This window comes from Mycobacterium sp., assembly GCF_029961025.1.
Taxonomy (GTDB): domain Bacteria; phylum Actinomycetota; class Actinomycetes; order Mycobacteriales; family Mycobacteriaceae; genus Mycobacterium.
The window spans coordinates 1-15,886 of the sequence record NZ_JASBVP010000020.1; the positions used below are offsets into that span (position 1 = coordinate 1).

Here is a 15,886-nt window from a genome sequence, read left to right on the forward strand (position 1 = left end):
TTTCCACCTCCTCTCCCACTCACGGCTTGACTTTCAACTTCCTGAGATGTCTTTCTGGATCCCGACGGCAAACCCCTGTTCGAGGGCCGGCGCCGCTAGCACCGGCGTGGCCGGGCTGTCGAGTCGCCGCGGCCTGCTGGCGCACGTTTGCTGGCGCGCTTCATGGCGTGAAAGACGCGCTGGCCGGCCCGAATTCGGTGGTGGGCGCGCAGCGGATCCCCGAGGGTGAGCTGATTGGGCGGGCGTTAGCGACGCTGGGCACCGACATAGCCGGCATCGGCGCACAGTGCGACAGGCTGGCTAAGGGCCTCGATGATTTCGCGCAAGACGTGGCTCGCACCCAGGACGCGATCCGGGATCTGCTGTACCGGTTGGGGTCAGTGTCGGGCCTTGTTCACGAGCTGGTCGAGGTTGTCACGGGTCACGGCCTTGATGAGGTGAAAAAGGCCTCACCGCCCTCTCAGTCGGCGGCCTCGAGCAACGGCCGGGCAATCTCCTCCTTGTCCTCGCCTTTGATGAAGCGCCGCACGGGACCCCGTTGGCAGCTACGCCGCAAGACCAGGGAGCTTGAGGCCACTATCGAAATCCTCAAGGCCGCAACGATTTTCTTCGCGCGGGAGTGCGACCCGCTACACCGCTGATCGGTGCGTTCATCGACGAACACCAGGAGCGGTTCGGGGTCGTATCGATCGACCACGCCCTGGGGATGCCGGGCGCGGCGATCGCCCCGCGCACCTGCTGGGCGCATCGCTCATCGGCACCGTCGAAACGGGCCCTGGGGGACAGCGCCATCACCGAATCCTGACCGGCTACTAGGGACCCGACGCCGACGGGAAACGCTAGCCGGAGAGCCGGTAGGGCAGCCTGAAGATGGGGGCGCACCTGCACCGCCACGACATCCCGGTGCGCGGCGCACCGTGGAACCGATCATGCGGCACAACGGCTGGCCAGGCGTCACCCGTGCCCGCCGCGCCCCGCGCACCACCGAGCGCGACCCGCCTGCGGCCCGGGCACCGGCCTGGTGGGCCGGCAGCGGCGTGTTGCCACACCGAACTTGCCGGATGTAGCGACTTCCCTGACGTCCCACCGGGAACCGGCGGGTGCGGCTAGACCGCCTTCGTCGTCGACGCCTATGCCGTGCTGATCCCGGGCTGGGAGCGCGCACTGACCCAAGACACCGGCTTTGTCGAGCGCACGCTACGCCACGCGGTGGCCTTCCGGGCCCGCCAAGGCCATCCGTTCGATGACACGTCCCACCGTAGCGACGCTGGAAGTCAGTACACCGCAATACATTACGGTATCACGGTGAGACACTGATGTTAGCGCCCCGGCGATCGGCACCGTCGGCGAACTAGCCCACCGAAGGGTCACGCGATCGAGCGAACTCATACACCACGTCCGTGGGCTTGGCCGCCGGCCGCGATCCCACCGGCAATCAACGGTCACGTAATTGGTTGGTGATCTCGAAGCCCAGCATTGTGCCGTCACGGCGATGGTTGGTCATGTTGCGGCATTCACCAGAGACCCGAATAGTCCCCCTACCACTGGCCGGATCCTGTGTCATGACCGCCACCACCCCGTCTTTGTGGATGACCCTTCCGTATGAGTGCCACCCGGGTGGGGGCCCGTCGCTCCAGCCGTGGGCGACCATTGTCGCGGCGAGCTTCTCGAGATAGGCGTCCGGCTCGACCTCGGTAGGGTAACCCTTGGCGTCATCCATAGGCCACTTGAAGCTCATCTCCACAAGTCCCCGATAGGGCGGGTCGCCTTGGTCATTGCACGACTCCCAGCGGAAACCTCCTGAGACGTCCTGCAGGTCGGCGTCTTTCACGATCTGCTTTGCGGGCTCGATGACCTGGGCCATGGCTTGTTGATCCGACATCGGGTTTGCTGGGCGCTCGATATCGTGGCGGTTGGGGAACATCAGCGCACATCCTCCCATCACGAGCGGCACGGCCAACACCGCCAGCACCGGCAGCGCAGACCAGCAGCGGCCCCGACGGTCACCGCGGAGATTCATCTGTGCGGTATGCGTGATCATCGTTGATGGTATCCGGTGGGCGGTCGGCTTCCGGGTCGATGAAGGCCGGTAGGCCCGGTATTCGGAGGGGACCGACGTGCGGTTGGCGCCTGCCCTCGGCGAGCATGCCGTCGGTTGCCAGTCGATCGGGGTGGCCGCTGGCGATGTCGGTGATGCTGCGCAGCGCCTCGCTGCCCCGTACGTAGTAGTGCGAATGGTCGTGTTCGTTGACAGACCCGTGGCCGGGCACTTCAGCGTGGAATCGGATCGAGCCGAATCCGCTGCCGGCCGGATCGATACCCAACCCGGCAGCCACCGGGAGGGGGATGTGGTGTTCCCTGAGGTAGTCCTTGAGCATCTCGCGCGGCACGCCGTCGGAATTGCCGATCCAGCTGATCGGGTCGCTGGACGCCGAGCCGACGTAGACGTGCCCGCCGCCGAGGTGGAAATCGGCGGCGCTACGTGCCAGATCGGCGCCGGGACACCCGAGCAACACCGCGTCGTTGGCGCGCATGCCGCCGTGGGCGAACGCGTCGGCGACGGTCGTGGCCCCGTAGGAGTGCCCGATGACCGTGATGTGCTCGGGGGTCAGCCCGTTGTGGGTAACCGCCAGAGCGTTGACATCCCCGGCCAGCAGATCGCCCCCTTCCCGGGCCAGCCATGGCTGGCTGACCCGAATGTCGGTGAATCCATCGGGTGCGTCATATCCCATCCACGCCATCACCGAGGTGTAGCGATGATCGGGATCGGCCGCCAGGGACTGGTCATAGAGGTTGATCGCGTCATCGTGCCCGACCAGCCAACCCTGCGCCACGCTGCTTCCGGTACCGGGCACAATCACCGCGGTATTTCGGGCCCAATCCGGATTACCGATTGCGATCACGACCTTGCCCTGACCGTTAAAGGCCAACGGGTCATAAGCCCACAACATGACGGGCCTGGGGTTTCCAGGGTCGGGTCCTCTGTCGTACTTCAGCCCGTCGCGCGTTCTCACCGCGTTTTGATACCGGGTGATGTCGGTGGCCGAGAGCCCGTAGATTGCCGGATTGCGCACCACCTCCTCCGGAGACACCCCGTGCCCCTTAGCTGCGTCCAAAACTCGGTTGAGGTCATCGTTCATCACCGCCTGGTTGACCGTGTCGCGGACGTCGGCGTCAATGCCATTGAGGTTGCCCAACTCCGGCGGGTGTTGGGTGATCAGCTGCTCCTTTTGCTGCTGGCTGAGTGAATCCCACCACTTTTTGACGTCTTCGGCGCCGGTATCCGGCGGTGGAATCGGGATGGCCGGTTGTTCCGGTTTCGGTGGGGAAAGTGGCGCGTCGAGGCCCTGGACCAGCGCCGGGTCATACCCATCGGTGCGCAGGTTGGCCTGCGCCTTCTGCAACTCGGCGGCGTAACCGTCGCGGATGTGCTCGACCTGCCGCAGGGTTGCGGCGGTGTCATCGATGGCTTGCTGTTCGAGCTCGGTGATGTGTTGATCGAGGATGGATTTTTCCAGCTCGGACAGGTGCCCGTTTCTTTCCAGTTCGAGAGCTTCGCCGAGCTCGTCATCGATCTGCTGCAGCTCGTTCTCGAGCGAGGCGATCTGCGTGCCTGCGAAGCGTTGCGCCTCGGCCAGACTGGCCGCCACGGCCTCCAGATCGACGGCGATCTTGGGCAATTGGGCGGCCTGCACACCCAGCGATGCGGTGGCCCGCCGCACCTCGAGGGAGTCGTTGATGGGATGCTCGCCGGTCTCCCGGTTCCAGGATTGTTCGAACCGCTCCCGCGCCCGCTGGAAGGCGTCGTCGGCATCCGCGGTGGATTCACCGGCGTCATGAAATGCTTGCGCCAGATTGGAAATCTCCGCCGGCCGACCACTTTGCAGGCTTTGGTTGACCCGCCACGGATCACCGCCGGCGAACATGACCAGCAGGCCCTTGCTTATGTGCCGAAGCTGCACCGCACCACCGCCAACGTCGCGGCGCTGCGCTCCTCCGTCACGGTGAACGAAGACACCGCCTGATCCGCTTCGCCCCCGACGTCACCGAGGATCTCTTGGTGGGCCGGCAAGGTTTTGACGTGGTCGGGATGGGCGGCGTCACCGACCATCATCGACCCCTTCCCGAGCTGCCAGGTAAAGCTACCACCGCGGGCATGGCGGTCAAATCACCTTCGTCGGGCACCCGGCGCGCGGTCACAGGCGCATTACCCCGCGGGCAGAGTCGCCTACCCCCACCGCCGTCACCGTCCGTGGGTGTGCACCGGCAGCCGCAGCCGGAAACGGACGAAGGCGGTCACCGCCACGCTCAACAACGCCAGCATGCCCATGTCCAGCAGCCACTCCGGCGGCGAATGTGACCACAGCCGGTCGGCGGGCACGTCCGCCTCGATGGCGCGCAAATCGACGGTCGAGGCCGAGGCCGCGAAACCCCAGCGCGCCGGGATTAGCCAGGAGGCCTGCGAAAGGCCCACGCGCCCGGTCACCGGGATCAGGCCACCGGCGAGGACCATCGAGACCATGATCGCCACCACCAGCATGGGCAGTATCTGTTCGGTGGAGCGGGCCAGCGATGACAGCGCCAGCCCCACCATCGCCGAGGCGATCGCCGTGGCCCCCAGCGTCACATACAACTCGGCGGTGCCGTCATCGAGCAGCACGGCGCCATGGGTGGGCGAGCCCTTTCCGGCGACCAAAATCGCGGTGAGCACGGCGGTTTGGATCAGCGCGGCGACGCTGTACACCAGAACCTTGGCCACCAGGTAGGCCGACGCCGACAAACCCACCGCCTGCTCGCGCCGGAAGATCAACCGCTCCCCGACGAGATCGCGGATCGTCAACGCGGTCCCCATGAACACCGCCGCGATGTTGAGCAGGATCAGGATCGAGCTGGGTTCGCTGGGCTGGGGTCCGCGCGGGTCGGCGAACCCCAACCCGGTGCCGCCGGGCACCGCCAGCAATAGCACGCCGAGGACGAACGGCAGGATCGCCAAAAACGCGAAATACGCGCGATCGGCCGCGAGGAGGCGAACCTGCCGGCGCGCCACCGTGATCACCTGGCGCCACCGGCTGGTGTGTGGGGGGCTGCCGAGCGGCGCCACAACGGCGCTCGGGGGCCGCGGCGCCGATGCAGCGGGGTGTCGTTGCAGAAAAGCCCGGTGGGCACCGTCGGGATTGGTGCTCACCCGCGCGAAGATGTCGGCCCAATCGGTGGTTCCCATCACCGGCCCGATGTGCGCCGGCGGGTCGGCGAACGCGGTCTTGCCGCCGGGGGCCAGCAGCACGATCTGGTCGCACATCCGCACGTAGCTCAAGGAATGGGTGACCACGATCACCACCCGGCCGGCGTCGGCGAGCTGGCGCAGCATGGTCATCACCTGCCGGTCCAAATTCGGGTCCAGCCCCGATGTCGGTTCGTCGAGGATGAGCAACGACGGGCCGGTCAGCAGTTCCAGTGCCACCGAGGCGCGCTTGCGCTGACCGCCGGAAAGTTTGTCGACCCGGGTGTTTCGGTGCGCAGTCAAATCCAGCTCGGCGAGGACGCACGCGACCACCTTTCGACGGTCGGCTGCCGAGGTGTCCGGCGGCAGGCGCAGCTCCGCGGCATAGGTCAGGGCGTGCTGCAGGGTCAGCTGGCGGTGCACGACGTCGTCTTGGGGCACCATCCCGATACGGGAACGCATCGAGGCATATTCGGCGTGCACGTCGTGCCCGTCGAAGGTGACCAGCCCGGTGCTGGGCTGCTACGCACCGCCGATCAGCTTGACCAACGTCGTCTTACCCGCGCCGGAGGGCCCGATGATGGCGGTCAGGGTTCCCGGTCTCGCGGTGAAGGAGACGTCGGTCACCAGTTGCCGACCGTTGATGGTCAGACCCAGCCCGTGCACGGTGAGCCCGCCGGTGCGCTCCGGCGCGGAGCGCGCCACCAGGGTGCGGCCCGAGGCAACCAGATCGGTGTTGCCGATTGTCACGATGTCGCCGTCGTGCAACAGCGAGCGAGTGACCCGTCGACCGTTGACGAATGTGCCGTTGCTGCTGTTGTTGTCGCGGATTTCGGTACCGGCCGGGGTGAACACCAGCATCGCGTGTACCCGGGACGCCAGGGCGTCGTGCACGACGATGCCGTTCGTCTTGGCGCGACCGATCGTGGTGGATCCGGGTGGAGGTGCCCCCGGGCGCACCGGCAGCAGCATGCGCATGGTGTCGGCGACCCGGTGTGTCCGGCCCGGTTGGCCAGGTCCCCCACGGCGGGGGAGCGCCCGCGACGGTGGCCGGGTTCGTGCCGGGGGCGCAGGATTCGGGGAGCGGACAGCCCGCTCGTCCGCACGCCGCCGGTCGCCGGGGCCGACGGCAGCCGGGCGAGTGTCGGCGGGTTATGCAGGCCCGAGTCCACCGCGGATGTGGCGACCCGGAACGTCAGCTGCGGCCCGTCCGGGCTACCGAGGTTGACGCTCTGGCGATCGTGGACGGCAGTCAGCTCCACCGGAACGCCGTCGCTAAAGACACCGGTCCGGCTTTTGTCGACGATCACCCATTGCTTGCCATCGAACCGCAGGATCGCATGCGTGCCGGCGATCAGCCGGCTGGTGGCCAGGTCGGTGCCGCCGAGGAAGATGTCGCAGGTGCGGTCGCGGCCCACGGTGACGTCGCGGCCAGCGGGAAAGGTGTACATCGCCGGGCCGAGCCAGACGGTCAACGGTGGTGGGGCCGCCTCGTCAGCGGGCGCCAGCCTGACCGTTGTGGTGTCTTCCGGCGGCGTGGAATAGCGATTAGTCGGTGTCATCGAATGCGCTGAGTTCCCCTACAATCCGTTGGCAAGAGGTGCAGCAGGTGCAAAAGGTACCTAGAAGGCCTGCGGCCGAGACGTTGCCGGCAGCACGCCGGGGCCGATCATATAGCCGGGTAGCCCGTGGCGGGAGCGAGCCGCCGGCGTGCCGCCATCCAGCGATCCAATCGAGGCCAAACCTTTACTTGCCCTTGGGCTGGGGCGCAATCGATCATGCGATCATAAGTCGATGCGCCGATTCACGAGCCTGGTATGCGCTGTGGCGTGCGCGGTCTGCGTTCCGCTGCTGGTCGCGCCGACGAGTGCTGCGACCAGCAGTCCATGGTTCGCCCGTTCGGTGGGTAATGCCACGCAAGTGATTTCCGTTGTCGGCGTTGGCGGTTCGAACGCCAAACTGGATGTCTATCAACGCGGGCCAACGGGCTGGCAACCGGTCGCCGCCGGCATACCCGCGCATGTCGGATCGGCCGGGCTGACACCGCAGGCCAAAAGCGGTTATCCGGCGACCCCGATGGGGGTTTTCACGCTGCCCTACGCATTCGGCACCGCGCCCAATCCGGGTGGCGGGCTGAAGTATGTTCAGGTCGGGCCGGACCACTGGTGGGACGGTGACGAGAGGAGCCCCACCTTCAACACCATGCAGGTCTGCCGGAAGGCGCAGTGCCCGTTCGACACCGCGGCCAGTGAGAACCTCGACATTCCGCAGTACAAACACGCGGTGGTGATGGGAGTCAACCCCGAGCGTCTCCCGGGCAATGGCGCGGCGTTTTTCCTGCATAGCACCGACGGGGGTCCGACCGAGGGCTGTGTGGCGACCGACGACGGAATGCTGGTGCAGATCATTCGGTGGCTTCAACCCGGAGCGCTGATCGCGATCGCTCAGTAGCGCTAGGCCGCCCGCCCCCCGGAGTGACCTTGCCGTCGGAGGCGTCGTGACCGTTTTGCCAGGGCTGCGCTGGCAAGGCCGATATTGACGGAAACGCAAGGAACACAGCGATTTGCCGACCTCTTCCTTGAGAACGCTCCGGGCAGTACCGTAGCGACATGCGGCGGATTGATCGTCGTAGGGTGTTGTGTGGCCTTGCGATGGCCGGCCTTGCAGTTGTGGGTGGCTGCCCGGTCGCCCGTGGTGTCCCGAACAAGCAGCCGCCGCCCGGTGTGCTCACCCGGCTTCCGGGAACGGCAATCAGCTGGCGTTGACCATCGATGACGGCACCAGCGCGCAGGTGGTGGGTGCGTTCGCCGACTTCTGCCGCGACAGCGGCACCCGACTGACGTTCTTCGTCAACGGCGCCAACAACTCGTGGTCGATCAACGCCCCCGTCCTGCGGCCCATGGTCGACTCCGGGCAGGTGCAGTTAGGCAATCACACGTGGTCGCACCCGGACATCACCCGCATCGCGCCCACTGCCGTCGCCGACCAGATCCGGCGAAACGCCGACTTTCTGCGTAACACCTACGGCGTCGACGGAACCCCGTACTTTCGGCCGCCCTGGGGCCGGCACACACCCGCCACCGACCGCATCGCTGCCGATCTCGGCTACACCACGATCACACTGTGGAGCGGCGACATCGGCGATTCGGGACGGGTCAGCGAAGCGGGCCTCATCGCCGCCGCGAACAGGTCGTTTCAGCCGCAGGCGATCGTGCTCGGACACGCCAACCTGCCCGCCATCACCCACTGCTTCGGCCAATTGCTCGACATCATCCACGGCCGCAATCTGCAAACCGTCACCCTCAACGACGTCTTCGGTTGAACAGCAACAACAGGGTGTGCTATCCGCCGGCGACCGGACGGTGCCACAACACTTTGGGCAATGCCACCTTTTCCGGACACCCCACGGAGCCGGATACCGTGGCCTCTGCGGTGTGTCTGACGTTGCTAGCGGCCGGTTTCGGCTATGGTGAATGCTGGCCGCCGACCGTATTCGATGCAAGGTAATGCTTTATGCACGACCCGTTGGGGTTGTCGATCGGGACCACGACCCTGGTCGCGGTGCGTGATGGTGGTGCGCCGGTGACACGGCGGGCCATGCTGACCCTGTTTCCGCATCGCGCTCCGGAAATCGGTGTGCCCGCGGAGAACCCGAATCTCACCGAGCCGGGAACGCTGATCAACGGCTTCGTGAAGCACATGGGCGAATCGGTGGCGCTGGTCGCGGCCGACGGCTCCACCTACGAGCCGGGGCTTTTGATGGTCGAGGCCCTGGACGCGATGGTTTCTGCGGCCGGCGCCGATGCGGTTTCCTCAAAGATTGCGATAGCCGTTCCCGCCTATTGGGAATTCGGCGCGGTCCAGGCCTTGCGTGACGCGCTGCGCACCCGTCCGGGGTTTGTCCGCAGCGGGATGGCTCCGCGGCTGGTATCGGATAACGTCGCGGCGTTGACCGCGGTGAACGCCGGTCCCGGCTTGCCGACGGCCGGCGTGGTGGGGCTGCTCGATTTCGGTGGTGGCGGCACCACCATCACGTTGGCTAACGCAGCAGCCGGTTTCGAGCCCGTCACCGCGGCCGTTCGCTACCCGGAATTTTCCGGTGAGCAGATCGACCAGTCGCTGCGGGCTCACATCTTGCGGAGCCTCGGGCACACCGGCAATGGTGATCCGGAGGCGACCGCCGCGATCGGTCAACTCGCTCAGCTCCGGGAGGAATGCCGGCAGGCCAAGGAGTTTCTGTCCACCCAGACGATCACCGAAGCGGCCGTCGAGCTACCGGGATATCGCGGCAGTGTCCAGGTGACCCGAGCGGAACTGGAGAACCTGATCCGGGATGCGCTACGCGGCGTGATCTCTGTCTTTGAAGACCTGCTGGCGTGCAACAACATTGGCTGGGATGACCTGGCGGCGGTCGCAACAGTGGGTGGCGGCGCCAATATGCCGCTTGTCGCTCAATGTCTTTCAGAACATACGCGGGTTCCGGTGGTGACTCCACCGCAGCCTGCATTGGCGATGGCGCTCGGCGCGGCAATGCTGGCTTCCAGTGATGTCGAGGTCGATGTGCCGACGCGCGCGGCGATGGCCGCCGTGGCAGGCGGCGACGGCACCACGAGCATCCTGGGACTGCCCACGGTCGACCCGATCGATGAGGAGCGTTCCTCGACGCTGCGCAAGCTGGCCTGGTCGGAGGCCGAGGACACCGGCAACGAGCCGGTACCGTACCTCGATGAGCCGTACGACGAAGATGAGCCGTACGACGAACCGGATGCGCCGCCGGTTCGCCATGCGCCGCGGCCCGAGCCGCCCGAGGGGCCGCCGCGGAAGCGGTTTCGGTTGGCATGGCTCCTCGTGGGGCTTGCCGCATTGGTGGCGATGCTCGCGATCGGTGGTGTGGCCTACACGCTGACGAGCACCACCGAGCGCAAGGCCCCGCCCGCGCCCAGCTCGGCCGTTCCCCCGCCTAGCTCCCATCCGCAGCCGCCCAGCCCCATTCCGCCGCCCGCCAGCGCCGTGCCCAGCCCCAGCGTCGAGGCCCCCTCCGCCAGCCCCGAGCCGCCACCATCCGCCTCGGTGCCCCCGGTGACGACGTATGAGCCGCCGGTGACGACCACGTACCAGCCGCCACCGACCACGACGACTATGGCGCCAACGGTCACGACGACCACCACAATCCCGGCGACCACCCCAACCACGACAACCACGACGACCACCCCAACCACGACAATCACGAGTTCGCCGCCGGTGACGACAACAACCACACCGGTGCAGATGACAACGACGTACTTGACGGTCCCACTGGTTCCGTTTCCGATACCGATTAAGGTTCCACAGAGCTAGGTCAACCCGAACTCACCGCAGAACCCGTTACCGAATTCCGGCGGCTGGTGACTTCGTTACGGTGAGGCCGATGACCGGCCATGTGGCGTCCGGGGACCACCGGCTGATCTGCTTAAGACCTGGTCCGGCCGATAGATCTGGCCGTCAATCGGCACCCCCGTGGGCGCTGCGCGAGTAGGGTTGAGGCAAAGGTCGGTACGGGCTATAGCGTTTTTGCTGCCGTCCGGACCGGTTGAGAATTTCATAGAGCCCAGCCGGTCGAGGGCCGTAATGGCTCGTAGCGCCGCGGCGGTCAAGTGTGTGATGGCCGTCACCAGGGGGATTGCTCCGCCTCGACCGTGACCGGCGACTTTGGAGGAGTAGTGGACATCGTACTCGGTGTGGCGACCGCACCCTCGATGGTTCACATGGTGCTGGTTGAGGGTGAAAACGCCGACGGGGCCACCGTCGAAGAAGACACCTTCGAGACCACCGTCGGCGATGGGACGGCACTTTCCAGCGCGGCCCAGCAGGTGGTGTCCGCGATCGCGGGCACCCGGGAGAGTGCGGCCGAGGCCGGCTACCGCCTCTCGTCGATCGGTGTGACGTGGACCGATCCCAGCGAAGCCGGTGGGCTGCGGGAGGCGCTGGCGACCCACGACGTCGGAGGCGCGATGCTGGTCTCGCCGCTGCTCGCTGCCGCCGCCCTCACCCAAACAGTTGGTGCCGCAATGGATTACGCCTACACCGCGCTGCTTTTCGTGGAGCGGGAGAGCGCGACGTTGGCCGTTGTTGACAGCGCAGACGGTTCGATTGTCAACCTGCAACGACGGTTCGTGCACGGCGTGGACGGCGTAACCGAGCTGACCGCGATGGTCACCGGGATGAACATGCAGGAACCGCAGGCCGACGGCGTGTTCGTCGTCGGATGCGGCGTGGACATTGTGCCGATCAAGTCCGCACTGGAATCGGCGACCACCCTTCCGGTGAACGCACCCGAGGAGCCGGACATGGCGCTGGCTCGGGGGGCGGCGCTGGCATCGGCGAACGCGCCGTTGTTCGCTTCGGCCACCGCTGCGCTGGCCTACGCGCGCGACCCGGGCACAGGTGAGGTCAACCTATACCCGCTGGCTCCGGCGTCCTACCTTGACGTTGCAGCCAACCCCGATGTGGGTACCGGGGCGCTCGCCTACAGCGCTGTTTCGGAAGAGGAGGAGCAAAGGCGCCCGCGGTGGGGGCGTTTCACCCTCTCCGGGAGCGCGTTGGCGGCGGTGTTCGTCATCGGCGCGGTGGCGCTGGTGGTTTCGCTGGCGGCCGATGTGCGTCCCACGGTTGGGCAACGGCCTAACACCGGTGGAAACGTCGTTGTCCCGACCAAGCAGGCGCCGCCGCAGGCCGCGCCAAACCCGGGCGCGTCACCCGCGCCTGTGCCCGCCCCGGCTGCGCCACCCCCCGCTGCGCCACCCCCCCCCCCGGCTGCGCCACCCCCGGCTGCGCCACCCCCACCCCCGGAGCAAGCCGCGCCCGCGCCATCTCCCGCGCAAGTCATCCCGGAGCCCGCGCCCGTGCGGTTGCCCCCGGCTATCGCTCCCGAGGAGCCGGTCCCTCAGGCGCCACCGAAGCGGGCACCGACATACGTGCCGCCCCCCGTGGAACAAGCACCCCCGCCGGCGCTGCCGGCTGCTCCGGTGCCGGCACCTGCCGCGCCGCCGCCACCCGCACCTCCTCCACCGGCGCTACCCCCACCGCCGCCACCGGCGTTGCCCCCGCCACCACGGCTGCCGCCGATGACGATGTATCTGCACCTGCCGTTTGTCACGGTGCCGATTCCGATCAATCCACCGCCGCCGCCGGGGCAGTAGGTTGTGGGCGCTGGATGCCGGTCGCCGCGGCGTGGCGGGTGGTGTGATGGATGCGCAGACTAGGTGTTAGCGGTGTCAGCCCGGCGACGATGCGGCCGGGATTGCCGAAAACGAAAAGAGGAGTCGGGTGATCGGATTCAGCTGCCAGGAGGGCCACCGTGGGCGATTACGGAGCGTTTAGATTCGATCCCGAGGATTTCGATCGGGTGATCCGCGAGGCGGGCGAAGGACTGCGCGAGGCGTTCGAACGCATCGGCCGCTTATTCACCGCTCCCGGCGAGGGGGCGGGGTGGTCGGCGTTTTTCACGGAAATGGCGAAGCGATCGCGCCCCGGTCCGGAAACCGCCGGTGAGGCTGGTGATGGGGTGTGGGCGATCTATACCGTCGACGATAGCGGCGGCGCTCACGTCGAAGAGGTCTATGCCACCGAACTCGATGCATTGCGCGCCAATAAGAACAACACCGACCCCAGGCGCAAAGTCCGGTTCCTGCCCTACGGCATCGCGGTGAGTGTGCTCGACGATTCCGCAGAGACGCCATAAGCGGAGCGGTGTGAGGGTCGGGGATTGTTCACGTCGATCCCGGTGGAACCGGTTACAGGCCGACACCGGTCCGAGCCGACCACTGACTCACGGAGCCGGGTGATGCTCCGTTGGCGTGTCCTTCCGGCGCGTGGTTTCATAGCACCGTTTGCGGGAAATACCCACAGCGATTTGGGTCCGGGGCTCTAGCCCCCGCTTATATCGATTGGTGGTGCCTAAGATGGATCGTCGCAGCATGTTGTTGATGGCGGGGATCGGTGCGCTGGCAGCCGCGATCCGCGTCCCGTCGGCTGGTGCTTACCCATTGCCCTCCGAAACGTCGAGGGGTCGACCGTCGGCACCGGCTGCTCCACCCGGCGCCGTGGCCGGGCCCTACCTTTTCCAGGATGATTTTGACGGCCCGGCGGGCTCACCGCCCGATCCGGCCAAGTGGACGGTACAGACCTGGCAGGACGACGTGTATCCCCCGGTCGAGGGGATATACCGCGCCCAAAATGTTTTCCTTGACGGCAATTCCAATCTCGTCCTTCAGGCCACTCACGAAAACGGCGAATATTTCACCGGCAAGGTGCGAGGCAACTGGCGGGGACTCATCGGCACGACGTGGGAAGCGCGGATAAAGTTGGACTGTTTGTACCCAGGCCTTTGGTCCGCGTACTGGCTCGTCAACGAAGATCCCATGCCAGACGGCGAGGTCGACGTTTTCGAGTGGTACGGTAACGGCCAGTGGCCGCCGGGAACCACGGTGCATGCGGCATCCAACGGCAAGACATGGGAAGGGAAATCGATTCCCGGATTGGTGGACGGCGGATGGCACACCTGGCGAATGCGTTGGGATGAAGACGGATTCAAATTCTGGCGAGACTACATTGACGGTGCGCCACCGTATTTCAGCGTTCCACCGAAGCCCATCCCGGTTCACGGCAATCCCGGTGACATGCGATGGCCGTTCAATAATCCCGGTTACTGGCTATCACCAATGTTCACCCTCGCGGTTGGTGGTCCGGGCGGCGGGGATCCCGCACTGGGGACCTACCCGTCGCAAATGCTTGTCGATTACATTCGTGTCTGGTGACAGAGCGACAACACCCTTTCCGATCGCTCATGCGGATTTCGCGCGGGTGTCGCTTGCCGCGACTTAGCCCCTCGTCATCCGAATGACTGTACTGCGATTCAGTGCCCACTCCCGATCTATTTCGAATCCAAGCTGTTTTGCCTCAGCCACCAGCGAGGAGGGTGTCTTGTGGTCGATGATCGCCCACAGCACCGCGCAAACCGTCAATCGCTGTCTCACCACGGCGCTGTCTAGCGGAAGATCCTGCGTCCACAACTGAGCAGCCTCCGCGCCCGAAATACCAGCAGCGACATCGTCGAGATAGGCGAAGGCGTCCGGATGGGCAGCGGCAGCCGCCCGTAGCGGTTCAGGCCCGGCGAGGCCGAAGACGACGCAATCATGCGGCTGGGAATGGGATTTGATGACTCGGGCTATCTCGGAATAGTCAGCCCCCCCGGGTTTTCCGTAGGTACTGCGTTGAGTCGTGAACGCTGTGCTGGAACTGAGTGCGAGCACGGCCAGCAACAGCGTCAAGATTCGCAACCGGTTTCGTGCTATGGCCGCGACGCAAACCCCCAGCAGCAAGCCAAGACCCGGACCCGTATACGTCAGATATCTCGGCGCATAGATGTTGCTGACCGCAGCAGAGTATCCGACCAGGATTGCGGTGGGAACGAGAACCCAGGGTACTGCCACAGCCAGGGCATGTCCGCCCGTCCTTCTGGCGGCCAGAACGATTGATCCCCAGGTCAGGAAAATGACGCAGGCGCCGAGGAAAAGCCTTGACCCGGTGAGCCATTGTTGCCAGAGTACCCCAGCGAGGTAATCCCCCCGGCGGATCCACCAGAGTTGAGTCTGGCGTTGAGACGCCGCCAACCCAATGAGCGGCGATGCCAGGAAAAGCCCTGCCGCAACAGCTCCGGCAAACGGCAACAGCTGCCGCCGATTTCGACCGGCTGCCAGTGTGACCACGTGTGCGCCTACCATCAGGGCCAGGTACACATAGGTGACCGTGGCCAGGGTGAGTACCAGTGCGTAGAGGGCCCATAACGCCGACCCGTGCCGAGTCGCCGCGATGACGAGCACGACCGTCAGCCAGACCGCGGCCGCGGCAGTCAGTGCGTAGGAGCGGGCCTCCACCGCCGACCACAGTGTGCGTGGCAGCGCGGTAAAGGCCACCGCGGACGCCCATGCGGTGGACCGCCCGCCGATGAGCTTGCCCAACACCACGAGACCGGCGGCCGCGGCGCCGACCGCCACCGCACTGGGAAGCCGCGCGGTGAACTCGTTGATCGGAACCAGTGAAAACCACGCGTGCATGGCCAGGTAATAGAGGCCGTGTACCGCGTCGAAGTTCAGCAGCAACCGCAGGATGTCGACTTCCGACCGGTTGGCGGCGGCGATAGTGGCGGCTTCGTCGAACCACAATGACGGCCGCCACGAAAGCACCATCCCCACGATGGTCGCCGCCGCACCCGCTATCCACGGATCGGCGCGGTCAGGTATGCGAAACCGCCACCGGACGCACGCCGCCGCGCCGTGAGCCGGGCCGAGGCCGCGGCCGTTACCGCGGCGTCTCACCGGCCCGGCAGGATGGTGCGTGTTGGTGTCCGCAAATTCCCGACCGATCGGTGACACGGGAATGTGCCCGCAGCCCGGTGTCGGGGATAACGGCACGCCGATTGCGAACAATCTCGCCCAATAGTGTCTGTGGAACATGGATCTCCCAGGCGCGACGGTAACCGGTGGTTCCCGGAGACTGCCGGAATTCAACCCGGTGTATCGCGCAGTGCCGGCTAGGCAGCAAACCAACCCCCTCGTCTCGTTTTTGGCGGTCTCGCATCGGAGTAAACAACCTGCCCGTCGTGGTCCGCGTCACCATCCTTGCCAA

The 15,886-nt window shown here is 66.1% G+C and carries 10 protein-coding genes and 2 pseudogenes; 7 read left to right on the forward strand and 5 right to left on the reverse strand.

Annotation, left to right across the window (positions count from 1 at the left end):
- Window positions 1–542 precede the first annotated feature (542 nt).
- Window positions 543–1,351, forward strand: a pseudogene (locus QJR12_RS17270) (IS3 family transposase); the annotation flags it as partial.
- 84 nt (window positions 1,352–1,435) lie between these two features.
- Here QJR12_RS17270 and QJR12_RS17275 read toward each other — a convergent pair.
- The 4 genes and pseudogenes from QJR12_RS17275 to QJR12_RS17815 form a co-directional block, all read right to left on the reverse strand.
- The gene (locus tag QJR12_RS17275; protein WP_300584674.1) at window positions 1,436–2,020 is read right to left on the reverse strand and encodes a hypothetical protein; all 585 of its coding nucleotides are present in this window, start codon (window positions 2,018–2,020) and stop codon (window positions 1,436–1,438) included.
- The gene (locus QJR12_RS17280; protein WP_300584676.1) at window positions 2,004–3,962 is read right to left on the reverse strand and encodes an alpha/beta hydrolase; all 1,959 of its coding nucleotides are present in this window, start codon (window positions 3,960–3,962) and stop codon (window positions 2,004–2,006) included. The genes QJR12_RS17275 and QJR12_RS17280 overlap by 17 nt, the downstream gene beginning before the upstream one ends.
- On the reverse strand, window positions 3,944–4,111 hold the full coding sequence (locus QJR12_RS17285; RefSeq protein ID WP_300584678.1) for a DUF2563 family protein: 168 nt from the start codon (window positions 4,109–4,111) through the stop codon (window positions 3,944–3,946). Before QJR12_RS17285 ends, QJR12_RS17280 begins: the two co-directional genes overlap by 19 nt.
- Window positions 4,112–4,243: 132 nt before the next feature.
- Window positions 4,244–6,672, reverse strand: a pseudogene (locus tag QJR12_RS17815) (ATP-binding cassette domain-containing protein).
- Window positions 6,673–7,015: 343 nt separating this feature from the next.
- Here QJR12_RS17815 and QJR12_RS17310 point away from each other — a divergent pair.
- The 6 genes from QJR12_RS17310 to QJR12_RS17335 all read left to right on the forward strand — a co-directional run bounded on the left by QJR12_RS17310 (window position 7,016) and on the right by QJR12_RS17335 (window position 14,016).
- A complete protein-coding gene (locus QJR12_RS17310; RefSeq protein ID WP_300584680.1) occupies window positions 7,016–7,672 on the forward strand; it encodes a L,D-transpeptidase family protein in 657 nt (218 codons plus the stop codon).
- A 310-nt stretch (window positions 7,673–7,982) separates the two neighbouring features.
- Window positions 7,983–8,543 (forward strand): polysaccharide deacetylase family protein, encoded by a 561-nt coding sequence (locus QJR12_RS17315; protein ID WP_300584682.1) that lies wholly within the window; start codon window positions 7,983–7,985, stop codon window positions 8,541–8,543.
- A gap of 191 nt (window positions 8,544–8,734) precedes the next feature.
- Complete coding sequence (locus tag QJR12_RS17320; protein ID WP_300584684.1) at window positions 8,735–10,558, forward strand: Hsp70 family protein; 1,824 nt, start codon at window positions 8,735–8,737, stop codon at window positions 10,556–10,558.
- Between the two features lie 362 nt (window positions 10,559–10,920).
- A complete protein-coding gene (locus QJR12_RS17325; RefSeq protein WP_300584686.1) occupies window positions 10,921–12,399 on the forward strand; it encodes a hypothetical protein in 1,479 nt (492 codons plus the stop codon).
- 158 nt (window positions 12,400–12,557) lie between these two features.
- Window positions 12,558–12,941, forward strand: a complete 384-nt coding sequence (locus QJR12_RS17330) for a hypothetical protein (RefSeq protein ID WP_300584688.1) — start codon at window positions 12,558–12,560, stop codon at window positions 12,939–12,941.
- A 220-nt stretch (window positions 12,942–13,161) separates the two neighbouring features.
- A complete protein-coding gene (locus tag QJR12_RS17335) occupies window positions 13,162–14,016 on the forward strand; it encodes a glycoside hydrolase family 16 protein (RefSeq protein ID WP_300584718.1) in 855 nt (284 codons plus the stop codon).
- 63 nt (window positions 14,017–14,079) lie between these two features.
- Here the strand turns inward: QJR12_RS17335 and QJR12_RS17340 are convergent, their stop codons facing one another.
- Window positions 14,080–15,447, reverse strand: a complete 1,368-nt coding sequence (locus tag QJR12_RS17340) for a mannosyltransferase (protein WP_300584690.1) — start codon at window positions 15,445–15,447, stop codon at window positions 14,080–14,082.
- Window positions 15,448–15,886: the final 439 nt, after the last annotated feature.

What these genes read in the sequence shown, in the direction of transcription:
- QJR12_RS17310 (WP_300584680.1), top strand. Translation starts at nt 7,016, where the DNA reads ATGCGCCGATTCACGAGCCTGGTATGCGCTGTGGCGTGCGCGGTCTGC.
- QJR12_RS17320 (WP_300584684.1), top strand. Translation starts at nt 8,735, where the DNA reads ATGCACGACCCGTTGGGGTTGTCGATCGGGACCACGACCCTGGTCGCG.
- QJR12_RS17335 (WP_300584718.1), top strand. Translation starts at nt 13,162, where the DNA reads ATGGATCGTCGCAGCATGTTGTTGATGGCGGGGATCGGTGCGCTGGCA.
- QJR12_RS17275 (WP_300584674.1), bottom strand. Translation starts at nt 2,020, where the DNA reads ATGAATCTCCGCGGTGACCGTCGGGGCCGCTGCTGGTCTGCGCTGCCG.
- QJR12_RS17285 (WP_300584678.1), bottom strand. Translation starts at nt 4,111, where the DNA reads ATGGTCGGTGACGCCGCCCATCCCGACCACGTCAAAACCTTGCCGGCC.
- QJR12_RS17340 (WP_300584690.1), bottom strand. Translation starts at nt 15,447, where the DNA reads ATGGTGCTTTCGTGGCGGCCGTCATTGTGGTTCGACGAAGCCGCCACT.